Raw genomic sequence first — 19,956 nt, 5'->3', positions numbered from 1 at the left:
GCGGGATCGTTCGGGCTCTCGTTCGGGCTGGCGTTCGCCGGCGCCATCATGCTGGCAACGCTGTCCCTCACCTTCACCTCGATGGYGGAGTCGAGCACCGTGCTCCCGCCGGCAGAGCAGCAACAGGTCGCGCAGGTGCTCGAGGACGACGCCGAAGTCATGAGCAACACCCAGCTCGAACAACTGCTCGTCGACCAGCCCCCGGAGATTCAGGACGAGATCGTCCGCATCAACACCGACGCACGACCCCTCGCCCTTCAAATCGCTCTACTCATCCCCATCCTCGCCGGCCTCATCGGGGTGTTCAACTCGTTCCGCATGAGGCGGATCCCGGACCCGACACCACAGAACTCCGGCGAAGGGACAAGCCTGGGCTGAAACCCCAACACCTCGACACCGCACGGGTCGTGGGCACGACTGTCGTTCACAGGTTTTGCGGGTTTACCGCTGCGGGCGCTTCCCAGGCGGCCGGTGTGCGTCCGGCGTACTGTCGTGCCTCGTCCATGAGCGCCCGCGCGGGTGGTGTGAGGTGGGTTCGCCGGCAGACGGCGGCGACGTGCAGGTAGGACTCGGGGACGATGCGGTGCACGGTGGCGCCTGCCTGACGGGCCGACGGTGCCCACGACGACGGCATGACGGCCTGCCCGAATCCGCTGAGCACCATCGGCAGGATCGACGTTCGGTGGGCGACCTCGGCGACGATGGTGGCGGCGACGCCACTGGCGAGGACCTCGTCGACGAGTGTTCGCATCAACGACCCCCGCTGCGAGACGATCAGGCGGAAGCCCGACAGTTCCGATCTCCGAATCTCCGGGCGGGCCGGTGTTTCGGCGCCCGGGCCGGAGAGGAGGATCAGCGGCTGGCTTTCGAGCGCGACGACGTCGAGTTCGGGAGCACGCACCGCGGCGGGTGAACCCAGGATCCCGATCTCGCAGACGCCGGTGCGCACGGCGTGCAGCACCTCTTCGGGAGTGAACGCCGCCTCGGCATTGACGGTGACCGAAGGATAGGTACGGCTGAAGCTGGTGAGGATCGTGGTGAGGGGCTCGATCCCGGGTGACGGCATCGTGATCAGGTCCACGCGCCCGGCGCGCAACCCTTTCAGTGCATCGACGGACGCCTTCGCATCCTCGAGATCGCGCAACACCACGCGGGCCGGGCCGACGAGCGTTTCGCCGGCGTCACTGAGCACCAGCCGGCGTCCGACGCGGTGAAAGAGCGGTACCCCGAGTTCACGCTCCAGCGCGGATATCGACTGGGACAGCGAGGGCTGCGCGATCAGCAGTGTTTCCGCCGCACGGTTGATGCCTCCCTGATCGACCACAGCCAGGAAGTACCTCAACTGACGCGCGTCCATCCGAACCCCTCATTCCCGTCGAGCCGCGCCGAACCCTGGAGTGCGACCGCGGCGTGGACACTCACTCTACCTGCGAAAACACGGCTCGATTAGGTCAAACCTATAAGCCGGATCGACTCTTGGTCATGGACGCTGCGCGATTGTGACGGGTTAATGAATGCATCACACACTGTGACGAGCACAACACGATGGAGGCAACGACATGGCACCGCAGACGTTCAAGATTGCATCGATCCCCGCCGACGGCGTCGGCAAGGAGGTCGTCGCTGCCGGACGGCGCGTGCTCGACGTCCTCGCAGAACAGTCCGGTGGGCGTTTCGCCTTCGAGTGGGAAGAATTTCCCTGGGGATGCGGGTATTACGAGCAGACCGGGAAGATGATGGCCGACGACGGCCTCGACACCCTGAAGGCATTCGACGCCATCTACTTCGGCGCGGTCGGATGGGAGAACGTCCCCGACCACATCAGCCTCTGGGGGCTGCGGCTCAACATCACCCAGAACTTCGACCAGTGGGCCAACGTGCGACCCGTGAAGTTCCTCCCCGGCGTGCAGTCCCCGCTGCGCAAGGCCGACGACACCGAACTCGACTGGGTCGTCGTCCGGGAGAACAGCGAGGGCGAGTACGCGGGCCTCGGCGGACGTAACCTCAGCGGCCGCGGACCGGGCAACGAGGTCGCACTGCAGACCGCGCTGTTCACCGAGAAGGGCTGCGAGCGCATCATGCGGTTCGCGTTCGACCTGGCTCGCACCCGCACCGTGAAGAAGGTGTCCAGCGTCACCAAGTCCAACGCCCAGCAGTACGGCATGGTCCTGTGGGACGAGGTCTTCGACCGCGTCGCCCTCGACTACCCCGACGTCGCGACCGAAAGCGTTCTCGTCGACGCCATGAGCGCCAAGTTCATCCTGCACCCGGAGGACCTGTCGGTGGTGGTGGCGTCGAATCTCAACGCCGACATCCTCTCCGACCTCGGCTCCGCGCTGGCGGGAAGCCTCGGTGTCGCGGCGAGCGCGAACCTCAACCCGGAACGCCGCTTCCCGAGCATGTTCGAACCCGTGCACGGTTCCGCACCCGACATCGCGGGCCAGGGCATCAGCAACCCGATCGGCGCGATCGCCAGCGCCGCCCTGATGCTCGACCACTTCGGACTGCACGACGAGGCACGCCGCGTCGAAGCCGCCATCGAGGCCGCCACCGCGAGCGGAGCACTGACCCGCGACATCGGCGGCTCGTCGGACACCGACGCCGTCACCGAGGCGATCGTGCACGCGCTGCAGACTGCGCTGACCCCGGCCTGACCGCCTTCCATCTGCACAGCCGGCCCGGCTCGGCAGGATCTGCCGAGCCGGGCCCTCACCCCTCGAACGGTCGGTAACTCTCGGCCACCCCGTCTTCACACCCGAACACTCTCACCCGAGGTGAACGTCATGGAAATACCCAGCAGCGCAGCGACTTACCAACCGGCGACTGTGAAGAAACCGTGGTACAGGCAACTGTACTTCTGGGTTCTCATCGCGATCGTGCTCGGCATCCTGGTCGGGTGGCTCTGGCCGGACACCGGCGAGGCGATGGAGCCGATCGGCACCACCTTCATCACCGCGATGAAGATGCTGATCTGTCCGATCGTGTTCCTGACGATCGTCGGCGGCATCGCGAGTGTCGCGGACCTGAAGAAGGTCGGGCTGACCGGAATCAAGGCGCTGACCTACTTCCAGGTCGGAACGATCCTTGCGCTACTCACCGGCCTCGTCGCGATCAACCTCTTCCGCCTCGGGGACGGGGTGAACGCCGACGCCGCCTCGCTGGAAACGACCGACTCGGCCAACAAGCTGATTCAGACCGGTGAAGAGAAACAGTGGTGGGAGTTCATCACCCACCTGGTCCCGGACAGTGTGTTCGGCCCGTTCGTCGAGGGCGACATCCTGCAGGTCATCTTCCTCGCCGTCATCTTCGGTGTCGCCATCAACGCGGTAGGACAGATCGCCGCACCGATCCGGGACGCCGTCGAACGCCTGACCGCGGTGGTGTTCAAGGTCCTGAGCTTCATCATGAAACTCGCACCCCTCGGTGCGTTCGGTGCCATGGCCTTCGCCATCGGCAAGTACGGTGTCTCCACCCTCACCAGCCTCGGCAGCCTAATCCTGCTGTTCTACGTCACGTCCGCGTTCTTCGTCTTCGTGGTCCTCGGATCGGTCATGGCGTACTTGCGGCTCAACATCTTCCGGATGCTCGGCTTCTTCAAGGAAGAACTCCTGCTCATTCTCGGAACCTCCACCGCCGAGCCCGCGCTGCCCGGCCTGATGCGGAAGCTGGAGTACGCCGGCGTCAAGAAGCCCACGGTGGGACTCGTGGTGCCCACCGGCTACAGTTTCAACCTCGACGGGGCAGCCATCTACCTCTCTCTCGCGGCGCTGTACATCGCGCAGGCCACCAACACCGACCTGTCGATTCCGCAGCAGCTCGGCCTCCTCGGCGTCATGTTGTTGACGTCCAAGGGCGCCGCAGGTGTCGCCGGAGGCGGATTCATCGCGCTGACAGCAACATTGAGCACACTCGGCACCATCCCCGCAGCCGGCATCATGCTCATCTTCGGTATCGACAAGTTCATGTCCGAATGCCGCGCCCTGGTGAACTTCATCGGCAACGCCGTCGCCACCCTGTTCGTCGCCAAATGGAACCACGAACTCGACGTCGACCGCGCCCGCCGCGTCTTCTCCGGCGAAGTACTTCCCCCGCCCGACGGTGACGTCGAGAACGACTTCGACATGGAGATCCTGGAACAGGAACCACAGGACAAGCACCACCACATGATCAAGGAACCGGACGCGGTCCGCGTCGACCACGAAAGGCTCGACCCCGCGACGGCGCCCGCGCACTCCGCACAGCGATGACCGCACTCCGCACTGCACGCGAGAAAGGAAGGCCGATGAGGGTTCTGGTTGCCCCGGACAAGTTCAAGGGCTCGCTCTCCGCAGCCGATGTCGCCGAACACCTCTCTGCCGGACTCGCCTCGGCGGGAATCGAGAGCACACAGCTTCCCCTCGCCGACGGCGGCGACGGCAGCGTCGACGCGGCGGTGGCCGTCGGGTTCACTCCACACCCGGTCACCGTCGCAGGCGCCACCGGAACACCCCAGCGCGGTCGTATCGCAGTCAACGGCACCACAGCGGTGATCGAAGTCGCCAACACCTGCGGTCTGGCCACCCTCCCAGGCGGCCGCCGCGCTCCGCTCGACGCCTCCAGCCTCGGTATGGGACAAGCGATCTCGAAGGCGTTGCGGTTTCGACCCCGCCGGTTGGTCCTCGCCCTGGGCGGGTCCGCCGGCACCGACGGCGGAATGGGCATGCTCGCCGCGTTGGGATTCACGTTCGCCGACGCCGACGGCCGGCAACTGCGGGCCTGCGGCCGGACCCTGCACCAGGTCCACACGGTCGATTCCTCCCGCGCAGTGAATCTCTCCGGAATCGAGATCGTGATCGCCGGCGACGTCACCAACCCACTGACCGGACCGAACGGCGCCGCCGCCGTGTACGGCCCCCAGAAGGGCGCCGACCCCGCAACCRTGCGCGAACTCGACGCCGGCCTCGACAACCTCGTCGACGCGTTCACCCGCAGCGGCCACCCGCAGGCGCGTACGGTCGCGAACTCCCCCGGCGCCGGCAGCGCCGGCGGCATCGGATTCGCCGCCATGATGCTCGGAGCACGCATGGTCTCGGGTGCCGAGTACTTCCTCGACCTGCTCGATTTCGACGGCTACCTCGCAGGAATGGACCTGGTGATCACCGGCGAGGGCAGCATCGACGAGCAGACCGAACACGGCAAACTCCTCGCCGTCCTCGCCCGCCGCGCCCACCCGGTCCCGGTGATCGCCGTCGCCGGCCGCAACACGCTCTCCCGGAACCGTTGGGCACCCACCGGTTTCGAATACATCCATGCCCTCGGCGACTACACCGACCGGAACACGGCCACCGACCCGGAGCTGACCGGCGAACTCCTCACCCGTATCGGGTGCGACATCGGCCGCAGCTCACTTCTCCACAACGAAGGACCACGATGACTCTCACTGACATCCCCTCGCCACTCGCCGCCGATGTCGGCGCGGCGTCGCTGCTGTCGCCGCGGAGGGCGAAGATCGTCTGCACGCTCGGGCCGGCCACCGCCACGGACGAGCGCACCCGCAGTCTCGTCGAAACCGGGATGGACATCGCCCGACTGAATTTCAGTCACGGCGACCACACCGACCACGAAGCCAACTACCGGCGCGTCCGCGCCGCAGCCGACAACACCGGCCGAGCCGTCGGAATCCTCGCGGACCTACAGGGACCGAAGATCCGCCTCGGCCGCTTCGCCGACGGCGGGGCGGTATGGGCGACCGGCGAACAGGTCCGGATCACCGTCGAGGACTGCGCGGGCACCCACCACCGGGTCTCGACCACCTACACCCACCTCACCCAGGACGCGCGGCCCGGTGACCGACTGCTGGTCGACGACGGCAAGATCGCGCTGACCGTCCTCGACGTCGACGGCAACGACGTCGTGTGCCGGGTGACCGAGGGCGGCCCGATCAGCAACAACAAGGGAGTATCCCTCCCCGGAATGGACGTGTCCGTCCCGGCGCTGTCGGACAAGGACATCGACGACCTCGAATTCGCCCTGCGGCTCGGAGTCGACCTGATCGCCCTGTCGTTCGTCCGCGCCCCCACCGACATCGACCGGGTCCACGACGTGATGGACCGGATCGGCCGTCGGGTGCCGGTCATCGCGAAGATCGAGAAACCCGAGGCCGTCGACGACATCGAGGCGATCGTGCGCGCCTTCGACGCCGTCATGGTCGCGCGCGGTGACCTCGGGGTGGAGGTTCCCCTCGAGCAGGTGCCGTTGGTGCAGAAACGGATCGTGCAGATCGCCCGGGAGAACGCCCGACCGGTGATCGTCGCCACCCAGATGCTCGAGTCGATGATCGACAACTCCCGCCCCACCCGGGCCGAGGCGTCGGATGTCGCCAACGCGGTCCTCGACGGCGCCGACGCGGTGATGCTGTCCGGTGAAACCTCCGTCGGCGCCTACCCGACCGAGACGGTCGCGACGATGGCGCGGATCCTCTCCGCCGTCGAACACCAGTCCACCACCGTCCCCGCCCTCACCCACACTCCCCGCACCCACGGCGGGGTGATCTCGTTCGCCGCCCGCGACATCGGCGAACGCCTGGACGCCGCAGCGCTGGTGGCGTTCACCCAGTCCGGGGACACCGTGCGACGACTCGCCCGGCTCCACACCCCGCTGCCGCTGCTGGCATTCACCCCGGTACCCCAGGTGCGCAACGAACTCGCCCTCACCTGGGGCACCGAAACCTTCCTCGTCGACCCGGTCGAATYGACCGACGAGATGATCCGCCAGGTCGACACCGCCCTCCTCCGACTGGGCCGCTACCGGCGCGGCGACCTCGTCGTCATCGTCGCCGGCTCACCCCCACACACCGTCGGATCCACCAACCTCATCCACGTCCACCGGGTCGGCGAGGACGACTTCACGAAGTAGACGCTGCCGCCCTCTGGAGAAGGTGCGGACGCGTGGCCCCGACGGGGTTGAGCTGCTCGTAGGCCCGTGCCACGTCGAGCAGGAACAGGTCGTTGCCCGGGGCGGCGACGATCTGCACGCCGACGGGCAGACCGTCGGCGCTGAAGCCGGCGGGAACCGAGATCGCGGGGCAACCCAGCACCGTCACGGTCAACGCGGACGTCATCCAGTCGAGGTAGTCGTCGCAGCGACGGCCGTCGACCGCCGCCGGGTACTCGAGCTCGGCGTCGAACGGGAGCACCTGCGACACGGGCATCACCAGGATGTCGTGGTGGGTGAAGAACTCGACGGCGCGCTGCTGGATCTCCGCCTGCGCCACCATGGCTTTCGCGACATCGTCGGCGGAGAGCCGGTCTGCCTGCCGGATGTTGTCGAGCAGCGACGGCTTCAGCAGTTCGGGGGTGGCGTCGGCGCGGTCACCGAGGTCGATCTTGAACCGCCATGCCCGCAGTGTGCGGAACACCCACTCGGCGTCGGGAATCGACGGCGCGTCCTCGGCCACCACGGCACCCGCGGCGGCGAAGATCGACGACTGCCGGTCGTGAATCTCGCGGACCGGCGCGTCCACGGGGAAGATGCCGTTCAGATCCGCGGACACCGCGACGCGCAGACCCTGCAGGCCGGCGACACCGAGACGCGGCGCGACGGCGTCGGCGCTGAGAGAACTGCGGATCCGCGCGTCGGGTCCGGAGATCACCGACAGCAACAGTTCCAGGTCGTCGACGTTCCGGGCCATCGGCCCCTGCGTCACGAGTGAGTCCCAGGGCGCGCTGTTGGGCCAGCACGGAACACGGCCGGGGGTGGGGCGCAATCCGACGACGTTGCAGAACGACGCCGGGTTTCGCAGCGAACCGCCCATGTCGCTGCCGTCGGCCAGCGGGACGAGTCCCGCACCGAGCGCCGCCGCGGCGCCGCCGCTCGAGCCACCCGCGCTCTTGGTGGGGTCGTACGGGTTGGTGGTGGTCCCGAAGACGGGGTTGAACGTGTGCGAGCCTGCGGCGAATTCGGGGACGTTGGTCTTGCCGATCGTGACGGCCCCGGCCGCGATGACGCGTTCGGCGATCAGCTCACTGGTCTCTGGCACGTTGTCGACGAGGAGCGATGAGCCCGCCACCGTCGGGAATCCGGCGACGTCGTGAGTGTCCTTGAACGCGAACGGCAGTCCGTGCAGCGGCCCCACCGGGGTCCCGGCCGCAGTCTGCGCGTCCGCGGCGGCGGCGGTGGCGTGCGCGCGGTCGAGGTCGAGACTGACGAGCGCGTTGACCGTCGGATTCACCTGCGTGATCCGGTCCGTGTGCAGGTGGAGCAGCTCGCGGGCCGAGATGTCCTTGCTACGCAGTGCGGCGAGCATCTCTCGCGCGGTCGAGTAGTGATCGATGGTCATTACGTGGTCTCCAGGATCGGGGTGGCGGCCGGAAGGTCTTCCGACGACGCGGAGGTCGGGGTGCGGGGACGGGTGGCGCGGACGACGGCCTCCACGACGGCGATTACCGCGAGGTTGAGGACCAGGCCGCAGATGCCGGCGTCGATGTTGGCGAGGTTCAGTTCGAAGACGGTCATCACGATGACGGTGAGCATGCCCACGACGAGTCCGGCGAACACGGATTGCTTGGCGAGCAATGGCTTCTCGGGCAGAGCCAGCGCCAGACCGGGAGCGAGCTGGCTGAGACCGCCGAACGTGAGCAGCAACAGGTTGGCCAGCAGATCGGGGCGCGTCAGGCCGAGTACGAGAGCCGTGGTGGCAGCCGCGATCACGACCAGGTGGTTGAACCGGAGCTTCGTGCGCTCGCTTTCGATCTTCACCAGGTTGTGCGACGCCAGCGTCGAGATGCCGATGCAGATGGCGCCGGCAGGCAGCATCGCGGCGGAGGCCGCGGCGATCGCGATCAGTCCGAGCGCCCAGTTCGGCAGGGCTCCCCCGGCCAGCGTGAGCAGGACGGCGTTGCTGCTGGTGTTGGGATTCAGCGCGAGGATCCCGACGAAGCCCAGCATGATCGGGAGAATCATGACCACCTGGTACATCGGCAGAAAAGTGTTGTTGGAGCGGATCACTCGACCGTTCTTCGCGGCCAGCAGTGGCGGCCAGAGGTGCGGGGTGGTGAGGAACCCGCAGCCGATCGCGGAGATCAGCAGGCTCGTGGTCCACCAGACCTTGTCGTAGTCGCCGGGGTTCACGGTCAGCATCTCGCTGTGGGTCTGGGCGATCTGGCCGAACACGTCGCCGATGCCACCGGCGAAGTGCAACGGGATCACGATGGACAGCACCACGACGGCGAGCAGGATCAGGACGTCCTTGACGTAGGCGGTGCGCGCGAGGCCGTGAATGCCGGCCCACAGCACGAATCCGACGACGAGGACGGTCGCGACGATCATGCTCAGCGTGCCCGAACTCGCGCTGCCCGTGACGAGACGGACGATCAGACCGAGGCCGGTGATCTGCAGCTGCAGGTACGGCAGCAGGAAGATGATGCCGCACAGGGCGACGAGCCGGCCGAGGAGCGGGCTGCGGTACCGGTCCGCGAAGAAGTCGGCCTGGGTGATGTATCCGCGGTCCTTGCTGAGTTTCCAGATTCGCGGTCCGATGAAATACAGGGCCACGTAGCCGAGTGGGATGTACGGGATGGCGTAGGTGGCGCCGATGCCCGCGGTGAACGCGATACCGGCGACACCGAGGAACGTGAACGTGGTGAACGATTCACCGGCCTGCAGGAAGAAACTGGTGACCACACCGAAGTTCCGTTTGCCGACCGTCCACTCGCTCAGGTTCTGAGCGCGTTTCCGGCGTCCACCGACCGCGATCACGGCCAATCCGATCATGCCGGCCAGGGTGATCCACAGAGCTGAGTTCGTCATAGCGTCGCCTCCTCGAGCTGGCGGTCGTCGCGCCGCTCCTCGTGCGGCCGGACGAGGCCGAACTCCACCGCTGCCAGGGCGGGCAGCAGCAGGAGCACCCAGGCCGAGCACCAGACGAGCAGCCGGGGCATCCCCAGCCACAGGTCGGCGGTGTTCACAAACGGCAGCCACACGGCGGTGACGAGTGCGAGCACCGGGGCGACCGGGACGAGCAGCAGCCAGCGGCGCTGCGGCGAATCCTCGATCGCCCCGAGAATGGCGTCTCGTTGCATGCTGTTCCTTCTTCCATCCGGGGAGTAGAGGAAGCATGCGTGGTGCGGATCACAGCACTCAACAGCTGGACGAGGTTCGGCGAAATCGGCCACCAGCCTGTCGGAGATCGCAATCAGGTGTGCCGGAGGGGCCGCCAGATGTCGAAATCCGTCACATTGCCCGCCCGCTGCGTTTGACCGCCTGCACCACCATGTTGGTTTCCAGGGCCGCCGCGTCCGCCACCCACGGCGCGGTGGTGATGTAGTCGTAAAGCACCGACTCGTCGGGCGCGGCGATGTTGGCGACCACCTGGTACTCGCCCGCCGTGCCGGCGGCGTACCGCACGTACGGCATCTCGAGCATCCCCCGCACAAGCGGTTCGATCCGGTTGCGCTGGGTCTTGATGAACAGCATCGCCTCGGCACGCAGCCCGAACAGGGCCGGATCCACCACCACCCGGAGGCTGATCGCACCCTCGGCGAGCAGCGACTGGACGCGTCGCCGGGCCGTCGCCTCGGACACGCCCGCGGTCCGGGCGAGCGCCGTGGTGCCCACCCGCCCGTTCTGCATCAACTCGCGGATGATCGTCCGGTCGACGGGATCCCGGGTGCCGCGTTCCAGGTCCGTGAGGAAGGTCGCCGGAGGCGACACCCCGCCGATCGCTTCCTTCTCGGCGGGGGTCAGCACCCCGGCCTCCCACTCGCGGACCGTGCGGAAGTATCGCAGCACGGGGTCGGTCCAGCTTCGGACCACGCCCATCGTCGCGGGCAGTTCGTCCATGACGAGCTTCGGGAGGCGGTCCCGGGACACGTGGATCTCGGCCACACAGTCGGCGGTGCCGGTGAGGATGTACACGAAGATGCAGTCGCTGCGCTGGGCGAGGGCGCTCGCCGCCACCCGAACCGTTCCCGGGGAGCACTGGAGGCGGACGATCGCGGTGCCGCCGCTGTTCGCGACGGCGGTGACGGCCACCCGGCCGGACTCGAGGAGCGCGATGCCGTGCCGGGTGACGTTCCGTTCGGGTTCGCCGAGCGCCTGGGCGATGCGGCTCCAGGAGCACCGCCCGTCGACCTGGAGGGCGGCGACGATCCGCTGATCGAGCGAGAACCTGCGTTCGGTCATTGCAGCCGCCTGCCCTCCATGCAACGTGTGCATGCGATGTTAGGCCAGTCGGGGGTGGCGAGAATCCAGATGCTGTTTGCGGCTGATATCGCGCCCCACGTCGTGACTCGAAATCGCTGGTCTGCAACGGAATACGTGTCGAAACGGGACCGCAGACGGACAAGCTGAACCACCAAAGGTTAGGCTAACCGTATATGGTCGTGACGTGACGGTGCGCATCGCCACGCGCACCGCAGTTGTCCGCTACGAAAGGTGATCGCATATGCAGTCGACGGCCGTTGCCGAGTCCGCAGAGACTTCGGCGGACCTCCCGCCGGGCGCGCCGTTCATTCTCTCCCGACCGCACGGCACCGTGATCGCCGACGGCATCCGCACCGGTTACGACTCCGCCCACGACGCCGCGGCGGCCCTGCGGAGCGGCACCGCGACGTCGGTGGTCGGCGCGCTCGCCTTCGACCCGTCACATCCCGCCGCGCTGATCGCACCACAGACGCTGCGTCATCACCCGGGAAGCTGGTCCCCTCGACTGCAGGCCCTTCCGCGCGTGCGCGCCGGTGCGTCGATTCCCGCGGAGGACGAGCACATTTCCCGGGTCGCCGCCGCCATTCACGTGCTGCGGGAACCCGAGGCCGCACTGCACAAGGTGGTGCTCGCCCGATCGGTCGTCCTGCACGCCGACGAACCGCTGCATCCGCACGCACTGCTCGCGCAACTTGTGGCGAACGACCTCGGCGGCAACGGCTTCAGCGTCGATCTGAGCGCCGCAGGCACAGGCTGGTCGGGACGGCACCTCGTCGGCTCGAGTCCCGAGGTGCTCATCCGTCGCCACGGCGACACCGTGACCTGCCATCCTCTCGCCGGATCCGCTCCCCGGCACACCGATCCCGAGATCGACCGGCTGACCGCGGAAAACCTCGCGTCGTCGGAGAAGAATCTGCGCGAACACGCCCTCGTCGTCGAGGCGCTGCGTGCGAGCCTCGAACCGTTCTGCACCGAGCTCGACATCCCCGACCGGCCCACCCTCACCAGCACACCGCAACTGTGGCATCTCGGCACGCCCGTGTCGGGACGGCTGCGGGACCGCTCGGTGACCGCACTGGACCTCGCCGTCGCCGTGCACCCGACCCCGGCCGTGTGCGGAACCCCCACCGACGCCGCGCGTGCGCTGATCGGCGAACTCGAGGGCGACCGCGGCTTCTACGCCGGCGCCGTGGGCTGGGCCGACGCCGACGGTGACGGCGAATGGATGGTCACCATCCGGTGCGCGCAGATCGACGCCGACCGCACCACCGTCACGGCGTACGCCGGCGGCGGCATCGTCGCCGCCTCCGAACCGGACGACGAACTCGCCGAGACCACAACCAAACTGGGCACAGTCCTCGCCGCACTGGGACTTCCCCGATGAGCGGCACGACACTGGTCGTCGGGGCGGCACAGGGCATCGGGCGGGCCACGGCCGTCACACTGTCGCGGTCCGGCCACCGCCTGGTACTGCTCGATCGTGATGCCGACGGCCTCGCCGCCACCGCGGCACTGCTCGACACCCCGCCGCTCGGCACCGCCGTCACCGACATCCGCGACACCGCCGCCGTCACCGACACCGTCCGCCGGATCGAGGACGAGCACGGACCCATCACCGCACTCGCGCACGTGGCGGGTGTGCTCGAGACCGGATCGGTGCTCGATACCGACCCCGAGAGCTGGCAGCGGGTGTTCGACGTCAACGTCACCGGCCTCGTCAACGTGCTGCGGGCGGTCGGCACCGGAATGCGCGAGCGTGCAGCCGGTTCCATCGTCGTGGTCGGCTCCAACGCCGCGGGCGTCCCCCGCACCGGCATGGGCGCGTACGGCGCGTCCAAGGCCGCCGTCTCGATGATCGTCCGGGTACTCGGTCTCGAGCTGGCCGAATACGGGATCCGCGCCAACATCGTCGCCCCCGGCTCGACGGACACCGCGATGCAGCGATCGCTGTGGTCGGACCCCGCCGACGACACCGGAGCGCGCGGGGCGATCGACGGCGACCTGGGCACGTTCAAGGTCGGTATCCCGCTGGGCCGCATCGCCGACGCCGCCGACATCGCGGACTCCGTCGAGTTCCTGCTGTCGGAGCGGGCACGTCACATCACCATGCAGGCGCTCTACGTCGACGGCGGCGCTACCCTCCGAGCCTGACGACCCCGAACAGCCATGCCCGTGAAAGGACTTTCGATGACCACGAGCGTTCGCGCTCCCCTGGAGACCACCGTCGGCTACCCCGCCGACCTCGCCGCGCGCTACCGTGACGCCGGGTACTGGACGGACGAGACGTTCCAGCAGTTCCTGGGCGCCCGCGCCGAGCAATTCGGGGACGCGATCGCCGTGACCGGGCCGGACGCGTCCGGGGTCGACCGTTCCCTCACCTACCGGCAACTGTCCGACCGCGCCGACCGGCTCGCCGCCGGGCTGCAGTCGTCGGGGGTGCAGCCCGGCGACCGGGTGGTGGTGCAGTTGCCGAATGTCGTCGAGTACGTCGAGGTGATCTTCGCGGTCTTCCGGCTCGGCGCACTGCCGGTGTTCGCGCTTCCCGCGCACCGCGCCCAGGAGATCTCCTACTTCTGCAGCTTCACCGACGCCGCGGCCTACGTCGTCACCGATACGCACGCCGGATTCGACTACCGCACCCTCGCCCGCGACGTGGTGGCCTCGGCCGAGAATCCGCCCCGAATCATCGTGGCCGGGGACGCGGAGGAGTTCACGTCACTCGACGAACTGCGGGCGGCGGAACCGATCTCGGACGGGCCGGCGGTGGGTCCGGAATCCGTGGCATTCCTGCAGCTCTCGGGCGGAACCACCGGGGTGTCGAAGCTGATCCCGCGCACCCACACCGACTACCTGTATTCGGTGCGCGAGTCGGACCGCATCTGCGGTGTCGACGAGAGCACCCGCATGCTCGTCGTTCTGCCTGCGGCGCACAATTTTCCGATGAGCTCACCGGGCATCCTCGGTGTGCTGCACGCCGGTGGTCGCGTGGTGCTCGCGCCGGATCCGAGTCCCGACACCGCGTTCGCGCTCATCGAGAAGGAGGGCGTCACGATCGCGTCGCTGGTGCCGCCGCTCGCGTTGGCGTGGCTCGCCGCCAGTGGTCGCACGGAACGCGACCTCTCGAGCCTCGAGGTGCTGCAGGTGGGCGGTGCCAAATTCAGCGCCGAGGCCGCGAAGCGGGTCCGTCCCGAACTCGGGTGCACGCTGCAGCAGGTCTTCGGGATGGCGGAGGGCCTGGTCAACTACACCCGGCTCGACGACCCGGAAGACACGATCGTCACCACCCAGGGCAGACCGATCAGCCCCGACGACGAGGTCCGGGTCGTCGACGACCGGGGCGAGCCCGTCCCGAACGGCACGTCCGGTCATCTGCTCACCCGCGGCCCGTACACCATCCGCGGGTATTACCGGGCTCCCGAACACAATTCGACGGCGTTCACCGAGGACGGCTTCTACCGCACCGGCGACATCGTCCGGCTCACGGACGACGGCTACCTCGTCGTCGAGGGCCGCGCGAAGGACCAGATCAACCGCGGCGGCGAGAAGGTGGCCGCGGAAGAGGTCGAGAACCATCTCCTCGCACACCCCGCCGTCGCCGACGTCGCGGTGGTGTCGATGCCCGACCCGTATCTCGGTGAACGGAGTTGCGCGTTCGTCGTGGTCCAGGGCGAGCAGCCGAAGGCCGTCGAACTCAAGAAGTTCGTCCGCGGCCGCGGACTCGCCGAATACAAGGTGCCGGACAAGGTCGTGTTCGTCGACGAGTTCCCGGTCACCGGCGTCGGCAAGATCAGCAAGTCCGACCTGCGCCGGGCACTGGAGAAGACGTTCGTGACTTCGTGACCCCACCCGGCTATCGGGACAGTCGCCCCAGCAGCGCGGACGCGACGGCGATCCCGAGCACCGCGGCCGCCACGAGCACCCCGAAGTCCAGCCAGTAGTTCGTCGGCTGGCCGATCAGCAGCCCCCTGAGTGCGGACACCTCGTAACTCAGGGGGTTGGCGCGGCTGATCGCCTGGACCCACCCCGGCATCAATTCCACCGGGTACAGCGCGTTCGACGCGAAGAACAGCGGCATCGTGATCGCCTGCCCGATCCCCATCAGCCGGTCGCGTTTGAGCACCACCCCGGCGATGGCCACCGACAGGCACGAGAAGAACGCCGCTCCCAGCACCACGACCGCGACGACACCCAGAAGTCGCACCGGATACCACGTCATTCCGACGCCGAGCAGCGCCGCCACGACCACGACGACCACGGCCTGGGCCACCGCGCGAACACCGGCCGCGAACGCCTTACCCGTGACGAGAGCCGCACGCGGAGTGGGTGTCACGAGCAGTTTGGTCAGGACCCCGGCGTCGCGTTCCCAGATGATCTGGATGCCGTAGAAGATCGCCACGAAGAGCGCCGACTGGGCGATGATGCCCGGCGCCAGATAGTCCAGGTAGGGGACGCCGCCGGTCGGGATCGCGCGGATGCGGCTGAACGTCTCCCCGAAGATGACGAGCCACAGGATCGGCTGGATCGCGCGGGTCACCAACTCCGTGCGGTCGTGGCGGAGCTTCTGCAATTCGACCAGACAGAACGTGACGATCCGCGACAACAACCGGAGCGCATCCCGGGTCGGCGGTTCAGCCCAGACGGCGGGCAGTGCGGCGGGCGCTACGGACATCCCGGAGCCCTCCCTTCTCGTCGGCGGTGAGGCTGTCACCGGTGAAGTGGCGGAAGACGTCGTCGAGCGTCGCGTCCGGCCCCAGTTCGGCGACGAGTCCCGATGGGGAACCGACCGCCCGCAGTTCGCCGCGGTGCATCAACGCGACCCGATCACACAGCGCCTCGGCCTCTTCCATGTAGTGGGTGGTGAGCAGGACCGTCATCCCGTACTGCTTCTGCATCTCGGTGACGCGGGTCCACACCGAATCCCGCGCCACCGGATCGAGCCCGACCGTCGGTTCGTCGAGCACCAGCACCGACGGCCGGTTGACCAACGCCTGCGCGAGTTCGAGGCGCCGGACCATGCCGCCCGAGAAACTCGACGCGACCCGGTCGGCGACGTCGGCGAGATCCACCGTCTCCAGCACCTCGTCCACCCGGCGCCTGCGTTCGGACCGGGGTACGTCGTACAGGCGGGCGAACCAGGACACGTTCTCACGGGCGGTGAGCGCGCCTTCGATCGACAACTGTTGCGGCACATACCCGAGCAGCCGTCGAACGGCCATCGCCTGGGTGCGCACGTCGAACCCGAAGATGCTCACGTCGCCGCCCTGCAGTGGGAGAAGGGTGTTGAGCAGTCGGATCGTGGTGGTCTTCCCCGCCCCGTTGGGGCCGAGAAGGCCGAAGCACTCCCCCGCCTCGATCACGAGGCTCAGGTCCTTCACCGCGGTGTAGTCCCCAAACGAGTAGGTCACGTGCGACAGTTCCAGCGCGTCGCCTGCCGACCGCTGTCGTGCGGCGGTCTGCGCCCTGCGAAACATCATCTGACGACCTCCCGATCGGTCGGCCCGGCCTGATCCGGGTGGAGCGCTCCGGCGAGGCGGGTGATGGCGGGGATGGCGGATTCGATGGCCTTCCTGTCCTCGGCACTCAGACCGTCGAATGCGGCGGCGACCTCGATGTTGCGGCGGTCGCGCCAACGCTCGACCTGTGCCCGAGCGTCGTCGGTGAGCGCCAGGCGGGCGACGCGGCGGTCGGACTCGTCCCGCACCCGTTCGACCAGCCCGGCGTCGGTCAGTTGCCGCACGAGGGTGGAAACGGTGTTCGCCGCGAGGCCCAGGGCCGCCGCGGCCTCCGCTACGGACGTGCCGGGCCTGCGACGGAGCAGACGCACCAACTCCACCTGTGACCCCGTCAACGGGGTCTCCGGCCACGGCCGCCCGACTCGACGGCGCGTGTGCCGGCGCAGCAATCCGATTGCGGCGAAGAGCTGTTCGGCAGGCGACTCGTTCTGTGCCATGAAATCAATATAGCTCTGTTTCAGAGGTATTACGAGGGCGGCTACGCTCGGGCATGCACACCGAGTTCGGATGATCGAGGGTGACAAGGAGACGTCTGCATGTGCCTGGTCCTGTTCGCCTGGCATACCCGCCCCGATCTCCCCCTCGTCGTCGCGGCCAACCGCGACGAGTTCTACGCCCGCCCCACCGAACCGCTGAGCAGGTGGGACGACGGGTTCCTCGCGGGCCGCGATCTGCTCGCCGGCGGCACCTGGATGGGAATTGCCGACTCCCGGCGATTCGCGGCCGTCACCAACGTCCGCAACGGCGCCCCCTCGACCGGGGCGCGGTCCCGCGGCGCCCTGCCCGTCGACTATCTCTGCGGCGGGCTGTCACCCGCCGACTACGCCGAACAGGTGGCCGCGACCGGCGCCGAGTACGGCAGTTTCAACCTGCTCGTCGGCGACCCCACGGAACTGTGGTGGGCCACCAACCGGCCCCACGGCAGGCGGCAGCGGGTGGAACCCGGCGTCCACGGCCTGTCCAACGCCGAACTCGACACGCCGTGGCCGAAGGTGACCGGCGGCAAGCAGACATTCGCGGCCGCCCTCGCAGCCGACGACGGCAGCCCCGAGGCCGACCCGGGGGCATACTTCGACGTGCTCGCCGGCAGCGACCCCGCACCGTGGGACTCACTGCCCGACACGGGCATCGAACCCGAACTCGAGCGCGCCCTGTCGTCCCGGTTCATTCACTACGGCGACTACGGGACGCGGGCGTCGACACTGCTGCGGGTCCGGCCGGACGGCACCTTCGACATCACCGAACGACGGTTCGACGAGAACGGCCCCACCGGCGAGGTCCGCTTCCCCGCACGTGAGTGACAAAGTGTGCTCCCGCACGCTTTGCCACTCACGTCAGGTGAGGGAGGAACGGATGACGCCCGCCGTCTGATCGAGCGCGACCCGGCTCGGCGACTTCGGCATTCCGCGCAGCCCGAACCCGTCACCGGCCGTCCGGGGAACGACGTGCAGGTGGACGTGGAAGACCTCCTGGCCGGCGGCGATCCCGTCGGCCAGGAACAAGTTGACGCCCTGGGCCCGCATCGGCCCGTGGCGCAGCGCGGTCGCGATGCGCTGTCCCACCGCGAACACCGCCGCGCCGTCGCCCGGGTCGAGGTCGGCGAGCCCGCTCGCGTGCCGCTTCGGGACCACCAGCAGGTGTCCGGAGGTCCACGGCCGGATGTCCATGAACGCCATCACGTCGTCGTCCTCGTGCACGACGCTGGCGTCGGATCGGCCCGACACGATCTCGCAGAAAATGCAGTTCACGGGTAGGCACCTCCGGTGCTTGTGCGCCTTTTCGGTAGTCCCCGCTACCAAAAAGGCGCACGGGCGCTACGCGCCTACAGGATCGGGGACGGCTGGTAGGCGGCTGCCTCAGGGTTGGCGTCGACGAGCTTCTGCACCTGCGCGACGACCGTGGCGACCTGCGACTCGGCGGCACCGATGAACGCCTTCTTGTCGGCGAGGGCCTCGTCGAGGGCGGCCCGGTCGAGGGGCAGGCGGTCGTCGGCGGCCAGACGGTCGAGGAGGTCGGGTTCCCTGCCCTCCTCGCGCATCGCCAGCGCGACGGCGACGGCGTGTTCCTTGATGACCTCGTGCGCCGTCTCCCGACCCACTCCGGCCCGCACCAGGGCCATCAGGACCTTGGTGGTGGCGAGGAACGGCAGGTACCGGGTGAGTTCCTTCTCGATGACGGCGGGGTAGGCGCCGAATTCGGCGAGCACGGTCAGGAACGTCTCGATCAGTCCGTCGATCGCGAAGAACGCGTCCGGCAGCGCGACGCGGCGCACCACCGAGCAGAACACGTCGCCCTCGTTCCACTGCGCGCCCGCGAGCTCGGCGGCCATGGACGCGTACCCGCGCAGCACGACCTGCAGTCCGTTGACGCGCTCGCAGGAGCGGGTGTTCATCTTGTGCGGCATCGCGGACGACCCGACCTGGCCGGGCTGGAAGCCCTCGGTGACCAGTTCGTGGCCGGCCATCAGGCGGATGGTGTGCGCGAACGACGACGGCCCGGCCGCCACCTGCACCAGCGCCGACAGCACGTCGTGGTCCAGCGACCGCGGGTACACCTGGCCGACGCTCGTGAACACGTGGGAGAAGCCGAGGTGCTCGGCGACCTTCTGCTCCAGCGCCTCCAGCTTGGACGCGTCGCCGTCGAGGAGGTCGAGCATGTCCTGCGCGGTGCCCATGGGCCCCTTGATGCCGCGCAGCGGGTAGCGGTCGATCAACTCGCGCAGTCGGGTGAGCGCGACGAGCAGTTCGTCGGCGGCGGACGCGAACCGCTTGCCCAGTGTGGTGGCCTGCGCCGCGACGTTGTGCGACCGGCCTGCCATGACGAGGCTGCCGTACTGGGCGGCCCGCTCGGCCAGCCGGGCGGCGACCGCGACACCGTGCGCGTGGACGTGCTCGAGCGACCGCAGGATCTGCAGCTGCTCGACGTTCTCGGTGAGGTCGCGGCTGGTCAGCCCCTTGTGAACCTGCTCGTGCCCGGCGAGTGCGTTGAATTCCTCGATGCGGGCCTTCACGTCGTGGCGCGTGACGCGCTCGCGGTCGGCGATGGAGTCGAGGTCCACCTGTTCGAGCACCCGCTCGTAGTCGGCGAGCGCCTCGGCCGGCACGTCGATCCCGAGTTCCGCCTGGGCACGCAGCACGGCGAGCCACAGCTGACGCTCGAGGACGATCTTGTGCTCGGGCGACCATAACTCGACGAGTTCGGGGCTGGCGTAACGGTTGGCAAGGACGTTCGGGATGCGGCTCACGAGTCCTCAGTTTACGGC

At 68.3% G+C, this 19,956-nt stretch carries 18 protein-coding genes and 1 pseudogene; 9 read left to right on the top strand and 10 right to left on the bottom strand.

Features of this window, described 5'->3' with window-relative positions:
- Nucleotides 1-378: pseudogene (locus AC1D1G_RS16515) on the top strand (MFS transporter); the annotation flags it as partial.
- 46 nt (nucleotides 379-424) lie between these two features.
- Here the strand turns inward: AC1D1G_RS16515 and AC1D1G_RS16510 are convergent.
- The gene (locus AC1D1G_RS16510; protein ID WP_477952927.1) at nucleotides 425-1,357 is read right to left on the bottom strand and encodes a LysR family transcriptional regulator; all 933 of its coding nucleotides are present in this window, start codon (nucleotides 1,355-1,357) and stop codon (nucleotides 425-427) included.
- A gap of 202 nt (nucleotides 1,358-1,559) precedes the next feature.
- On the opposite strand from AC1D1G_RS16510, the gene AC1D1G_RS16505 reads away from it, so the two are divergent.
- From AC1D1G_RS16505 to pyk, 4 genes are all read left to right on the top strand, one after another.
- Nucleotides 1,560-2,654 (top strand): tartrate dehydrogenase, encoded by a 1,095-nt coding sequence (locus AC1D1G_RS16505; protein ID WP_477952926.1) that lies wholly within the window; start codon nucleotides 1,560-1,562, stop codon nucleotides 2,652-2,654.
- Between the two features lie 129 nt (nucleotides 2,655-2,783).
- Entirely contained in the window at nucleotides 2,784-4,247 is a 1,464-nt protein-coding gene (gene dctA, locus AC1D1G_RS16500) for a C4-dicarboxylate transporter DctA (RefSeq protein WP_477952925.1), read from the top strand.
- A 35-nt stretch (nucleotides 4,248-4,282) separates the two neighbouring features.
- Nucleotides 4,283-5,413, top strand: a complete 1,131-nt coding sequence (locus tag AC1D1G_RS16495; protein ID WP_477952923.1) for a glycerate kinase — start codon at nucleotides 4,283-4,285, stop codon at nucleotides 5,411-5,413.
- On the top strand, nucleotides 5,410-6,894 hold the full coding sequence (gene pyk / locus AC1D1G_RS16490) for a pyruvate kinase (protein ID WP_477952922.1): 1,485 nt from the start codon (nucleotides 5,410-5,412) through the stop codon (nucleotides 6,892-6,894). The genes AC1D1G_RS16495 and pyk overlap by 4 nt, the downstream gene beginning before the upstream one ends.
- Here pyk and AC1D1G_RS16485 read toward each other — a convergent pair.
- The 4 genes from AC1D1G_RS16485 to AC1D1G_RS16470 all read right to left on the bottom strand — a co-directional run bounded on the left by AC1D1G_RS16485 (nucleotide 6,884) and on the right by AC1D1G_RS16470 (nucleotide 11,160).
- Nucleotides 6,884-8,317: an amidase family protein gene (locus tag AC1D1G_RS16485; protein ID WP_317569888.1), complete on the bottom strand. Its 1,434-nt coding sequence runs from the start codon at nucleotides 8,315-8,317 to the stop codon at nucleotides 6,884-6,886. The two genes, pyk and AC1D1G_RS16485, sit on opposite strands and share 11 nt — an antisense overlap.
- Complete coding sequence (locus AC1D1G_RS16480) at nucleotides 8,317-9,786, bottom strand: sodium:solute symporter family protein (protein WP_280778762.1); 1,470 nt, start codon at nucleotides 9,784-9,786, stop codon at nucleotides 8,317-8,319. Before AC1D1G_RS16480 ends, AC1D1G_RS16485 begins: the two co-directional genes overlap by 1 nt.
- Nucleotides 9,783-10,058, bottom strand: coding sequence for a hypothetical protein (locus tag AC1D1G_RS16475; protein ID WP_283330606.1), 276 nt, complete (start codon nucleotides 10,056-10,058; stop codon nucleotides 9,783-9,785). The genes AC1D1G_RS16480 and AC1D1G_RS16475 overlap by 4 nt, the downstream gene beginning before the upstream one ends.
- Nucleotides 10,059-10,209: 151 nt before the next feature.
- The gene (locus AC1D1G_RS16470; RefSeq protein ID WP_280778764.1) at nucleotides 10,210-11,160 is read right to left on the bottom strand and encodes an Lrp/AsnC family transcriptional regulator; all 951 of its coding nucleotides are present in this window, start codon (nucleotides 11,158-11,160) and stop codon (nucleotides 10,210-10,212) included.
- Nucleotides 11,161-11,422: 262 nt separating this feature from the next.
- Between AC1D1G_RS16470 and AC1D1G_RS16465 the strand changes: the two genes are divergently transcribed.
- The 3 genes from AC1D1G_RS16465 to AC1D1G_RS16455 are packed head-to-tail and all read left to right on the top strand — an operon-like array spanning nucleotide 11,423 to nucleotide 15,021.
- Nucleotides 11,423-12,565, top strand: coding sequence for an isochorismate synthase (locus tag AC1D1G_RS16465; RefSeq protein WP_477952921.1), 1,143 nt, complete (start codon nucleotides 11,423-11,425; stop codon nucleotides 12,563-12,565).
- A complete protein-coding gene (locus AC1D1G_RS16460) occupies nucleotides 12,562-13,332 on the top strand; it encodes an SDR family oxidoreductase (RefSeq protein ID WP_280778767.1) in 771 nt (256 codons plus the stop codon). Before AC1D1G_RS16465 ends, AC1D1G_RS16460 begins: the two co-directional genes overlap by 4 nt.
- Before the next feature lie 36 nt (nucleotides 13,333-13,368).
- Nucleotides 13,369-15,021 (top strand): (2,3-dihydroxybenzoyl)adenylate synthase, encoded by a 1,653-nt coding sequence (locus AC1D1G_RS16455; RefSeq protein WP_317569884.1) that lies wholly within the window; start codon nucleotides 13,369-13,371, stop codon nucleotides 15,019-15,021.
- Between the two features lie 10 nt (nucleotides 15,022-15,031).
- Here AC1D1G_RS16455 and AC1D1G_RS16450 read toward each other — a convergent pair whose 3' ends face one another.
- The 3 genes from AC1D1G_RS16450 to AC1D1G_RS16440 are packed head-to-tail and all read right to left on the bottom strand — an operon-like array spanning nucleotide 15,032 to nucleotide 17,131.
- On the bottom strand, nucleotides 15,032-15,850 hold the full coding sequence (locus tag AC1D1G_RS16450; protein ID WP_477952919.1) for an ABC transporter permease: 819 nt from the start codon (nucleotides 15,848-15,850) through the stop codon (nucleotides 15,032-15,034).
- The gene (locus tag AC1D1G_RS16445; RefSeq protein WP_477952917.1) at nucleotides 15,810-16,655 is read right to left on the bottom strand and encodes an ABC transporter ATP-binding protein; all 846 of its coding nucleotides are present in this window, start codon (nucleotides 16,653-16,655) and stop codon (nucleotides 15,810-15,812) included. Before AC1D1G_RS16445 ends, AC1D1G_RS16450 begins: the two co-directional genes overlap by 41 nt.
- Entirely contained in the window at nucleotides 16,652-17,131 is a 480-nt protein-coding gene (locus AC1D1G_RS16440) for a MarR family winged helix-turn-helix transcriptional regulator (protein ID WP_280778773.1), read from the bottom strand. The genes AC1D1G_RS16445 and AC1D1G_RS16440 overlap by 4 nt, the downstream gene beginning before the upstream one ends.
- A gap of 99 nt (nucleotides 17,132-17,230) precedes the next feature.
- Between AC1D1G_RS16440 and AC1D1G_RS16435 the strand changes: the two genes are divergently transcribed.
- Entirely contained in the window at nucleotides 17,231-17,995 is a 765-nt protein-coding gene (locus AC1D1G_RS16435; protein ID WP_477952915.1) for an NRDE family protein, read from the top strand.
- Between the two features lie 33 nt (nucleotides 17,996-18,028).
- Here the strand turns inward: AC1D1G_RS16435 and AC1D1G_RS16430 are convergent, their stop codons facing one another.
- On the bottom strand, nucleotides 18,029-18,442 hold the full coding sequence (locus tag AC1D1G_RS16430; protein WP_283330599.1) for an HIT family protein: 414 nt from the start codon (nucleotides 18,440-18,442) through the stop codon (nucleotides 18,029-18,031).
- 74 nt (nucleotides 18,443-18,516) lie between these two features.
- Nucleotides 18,517-19,938, bottom strand: a complete 1,422-nt coding sequence (gene purB, locus AC1D1G_RS16425; RefSeq protein WP_477952913.1) for an adenylosuccinate lyase — start codon at nucleotides 19,936-19,938, stop codon at nucleotides 18,517-18,519.
- Nucleotides 19,939-19,956 lie beyond the last annotated feature (18 nt).

The organism is Rhodococcus sp. P3_B8 (assembly GCF_056402775.1).
This window is presented reverse-complemented; position numbering and strand designations above follow the sequence as displayed.

Coding starts and splice junctions, on each gene's coding strand:
- AC1D1G_RS16455 (WP_317569884.1), top strand. CDS start 13,369: ATGACCACGAGCGTTCGCGCTCCCCTGGAGACCACCGTCGGCTACCCC.
- AC1D1G_RS16505 (WP_477952926.1), top strand. CDS start 1,560: ATGGCACCGCAGACGTTCAAGATTGCATCGATCCCCGCCGACGGCGTC.
- AC1D1G_RS16460 (WP_280778767.1), top strand. CDS start 12,562: ATGAGCGGCACGACACTGGTCGTCGGGGCGGCACAGGGCATCGGGCGG.
- AC1D1G_RS16450 (WP_477952919.1), bottom strand. CDS start 15,850: ATGTCCGTAGCGCCCGCCGCACTGCCCGCCGTCTGGGCTGAACCGCCG.
- AC1D1G_RS16485 (WP_317569888.1), bottom strand. CDS start 8,317: ATGACCATCGATCACTACTCGACCGCGCGAGAGATGCTCGCCGCACTG.
- AC1D1G_RS16510 (WP_477952927.1), bottom strand. CDS start 1,357: ATGGACGCGCGTCAGTTGAGGTACTTCCTGGCTGTGGTCGATCAGGGA.
- AC1D1G_RS16480 (WP_280778762.1), bottom strand. CDS start 9,786: ATGACGAACTCAGCTCTGTGGATCACCCTGGCCGGCATGATCGGATTG.
- dctA (WP_477952925.1), top strand. CDS start 2,784: ATGGAAATACCCAGCAGCGCAGCGACTTACCAACCGGCGACTGTGAAG.
- AC1D1G_RS16475 (WP_283330606.1), bottom strand. CDS start 10,058: ATGCAACGAGACGCCATTCTCGGGGCGATCGAGGATTCGCCGCAGCGC.
- AC1D1G_RS16440 (WP_280778773.1), bottom strand. CDS start 17,131: ATGGCACAGAACGAGTCGCCTGCCGAACAGCTCTTCGCCGCAATCGGA.
- AC1D1G_RS16435 (WP_477952915.1), top strand. CDS start 17,231: ATGTGCCTGGTCCTGTTCGCCTGGCATACCCGCCCCGATCTCCCCCTC.
- AC1D1G_RS16445 (WP_477952917.1), bottom strand. CDS start 16,655: ATGATGTTTCGCAGGGCGCAGACCGCCGCACGACAGCGGTCGGCAGGC.
- AC1D1G_RS16470 (WP_280778764.1), bottom strand. CDS start 11,160: ATGACCGAACGCAGGTTCTCGCTCGATCAGCGGATCGTCGCCGCCCTC.
- AC1D1G_RS16465 (WP_477952921.1), top strand. CDS start 11,423: ATGCAGTCGACGGCCGTTGCCGAGTCCGCAGAGACTTCGGCGGACCTC.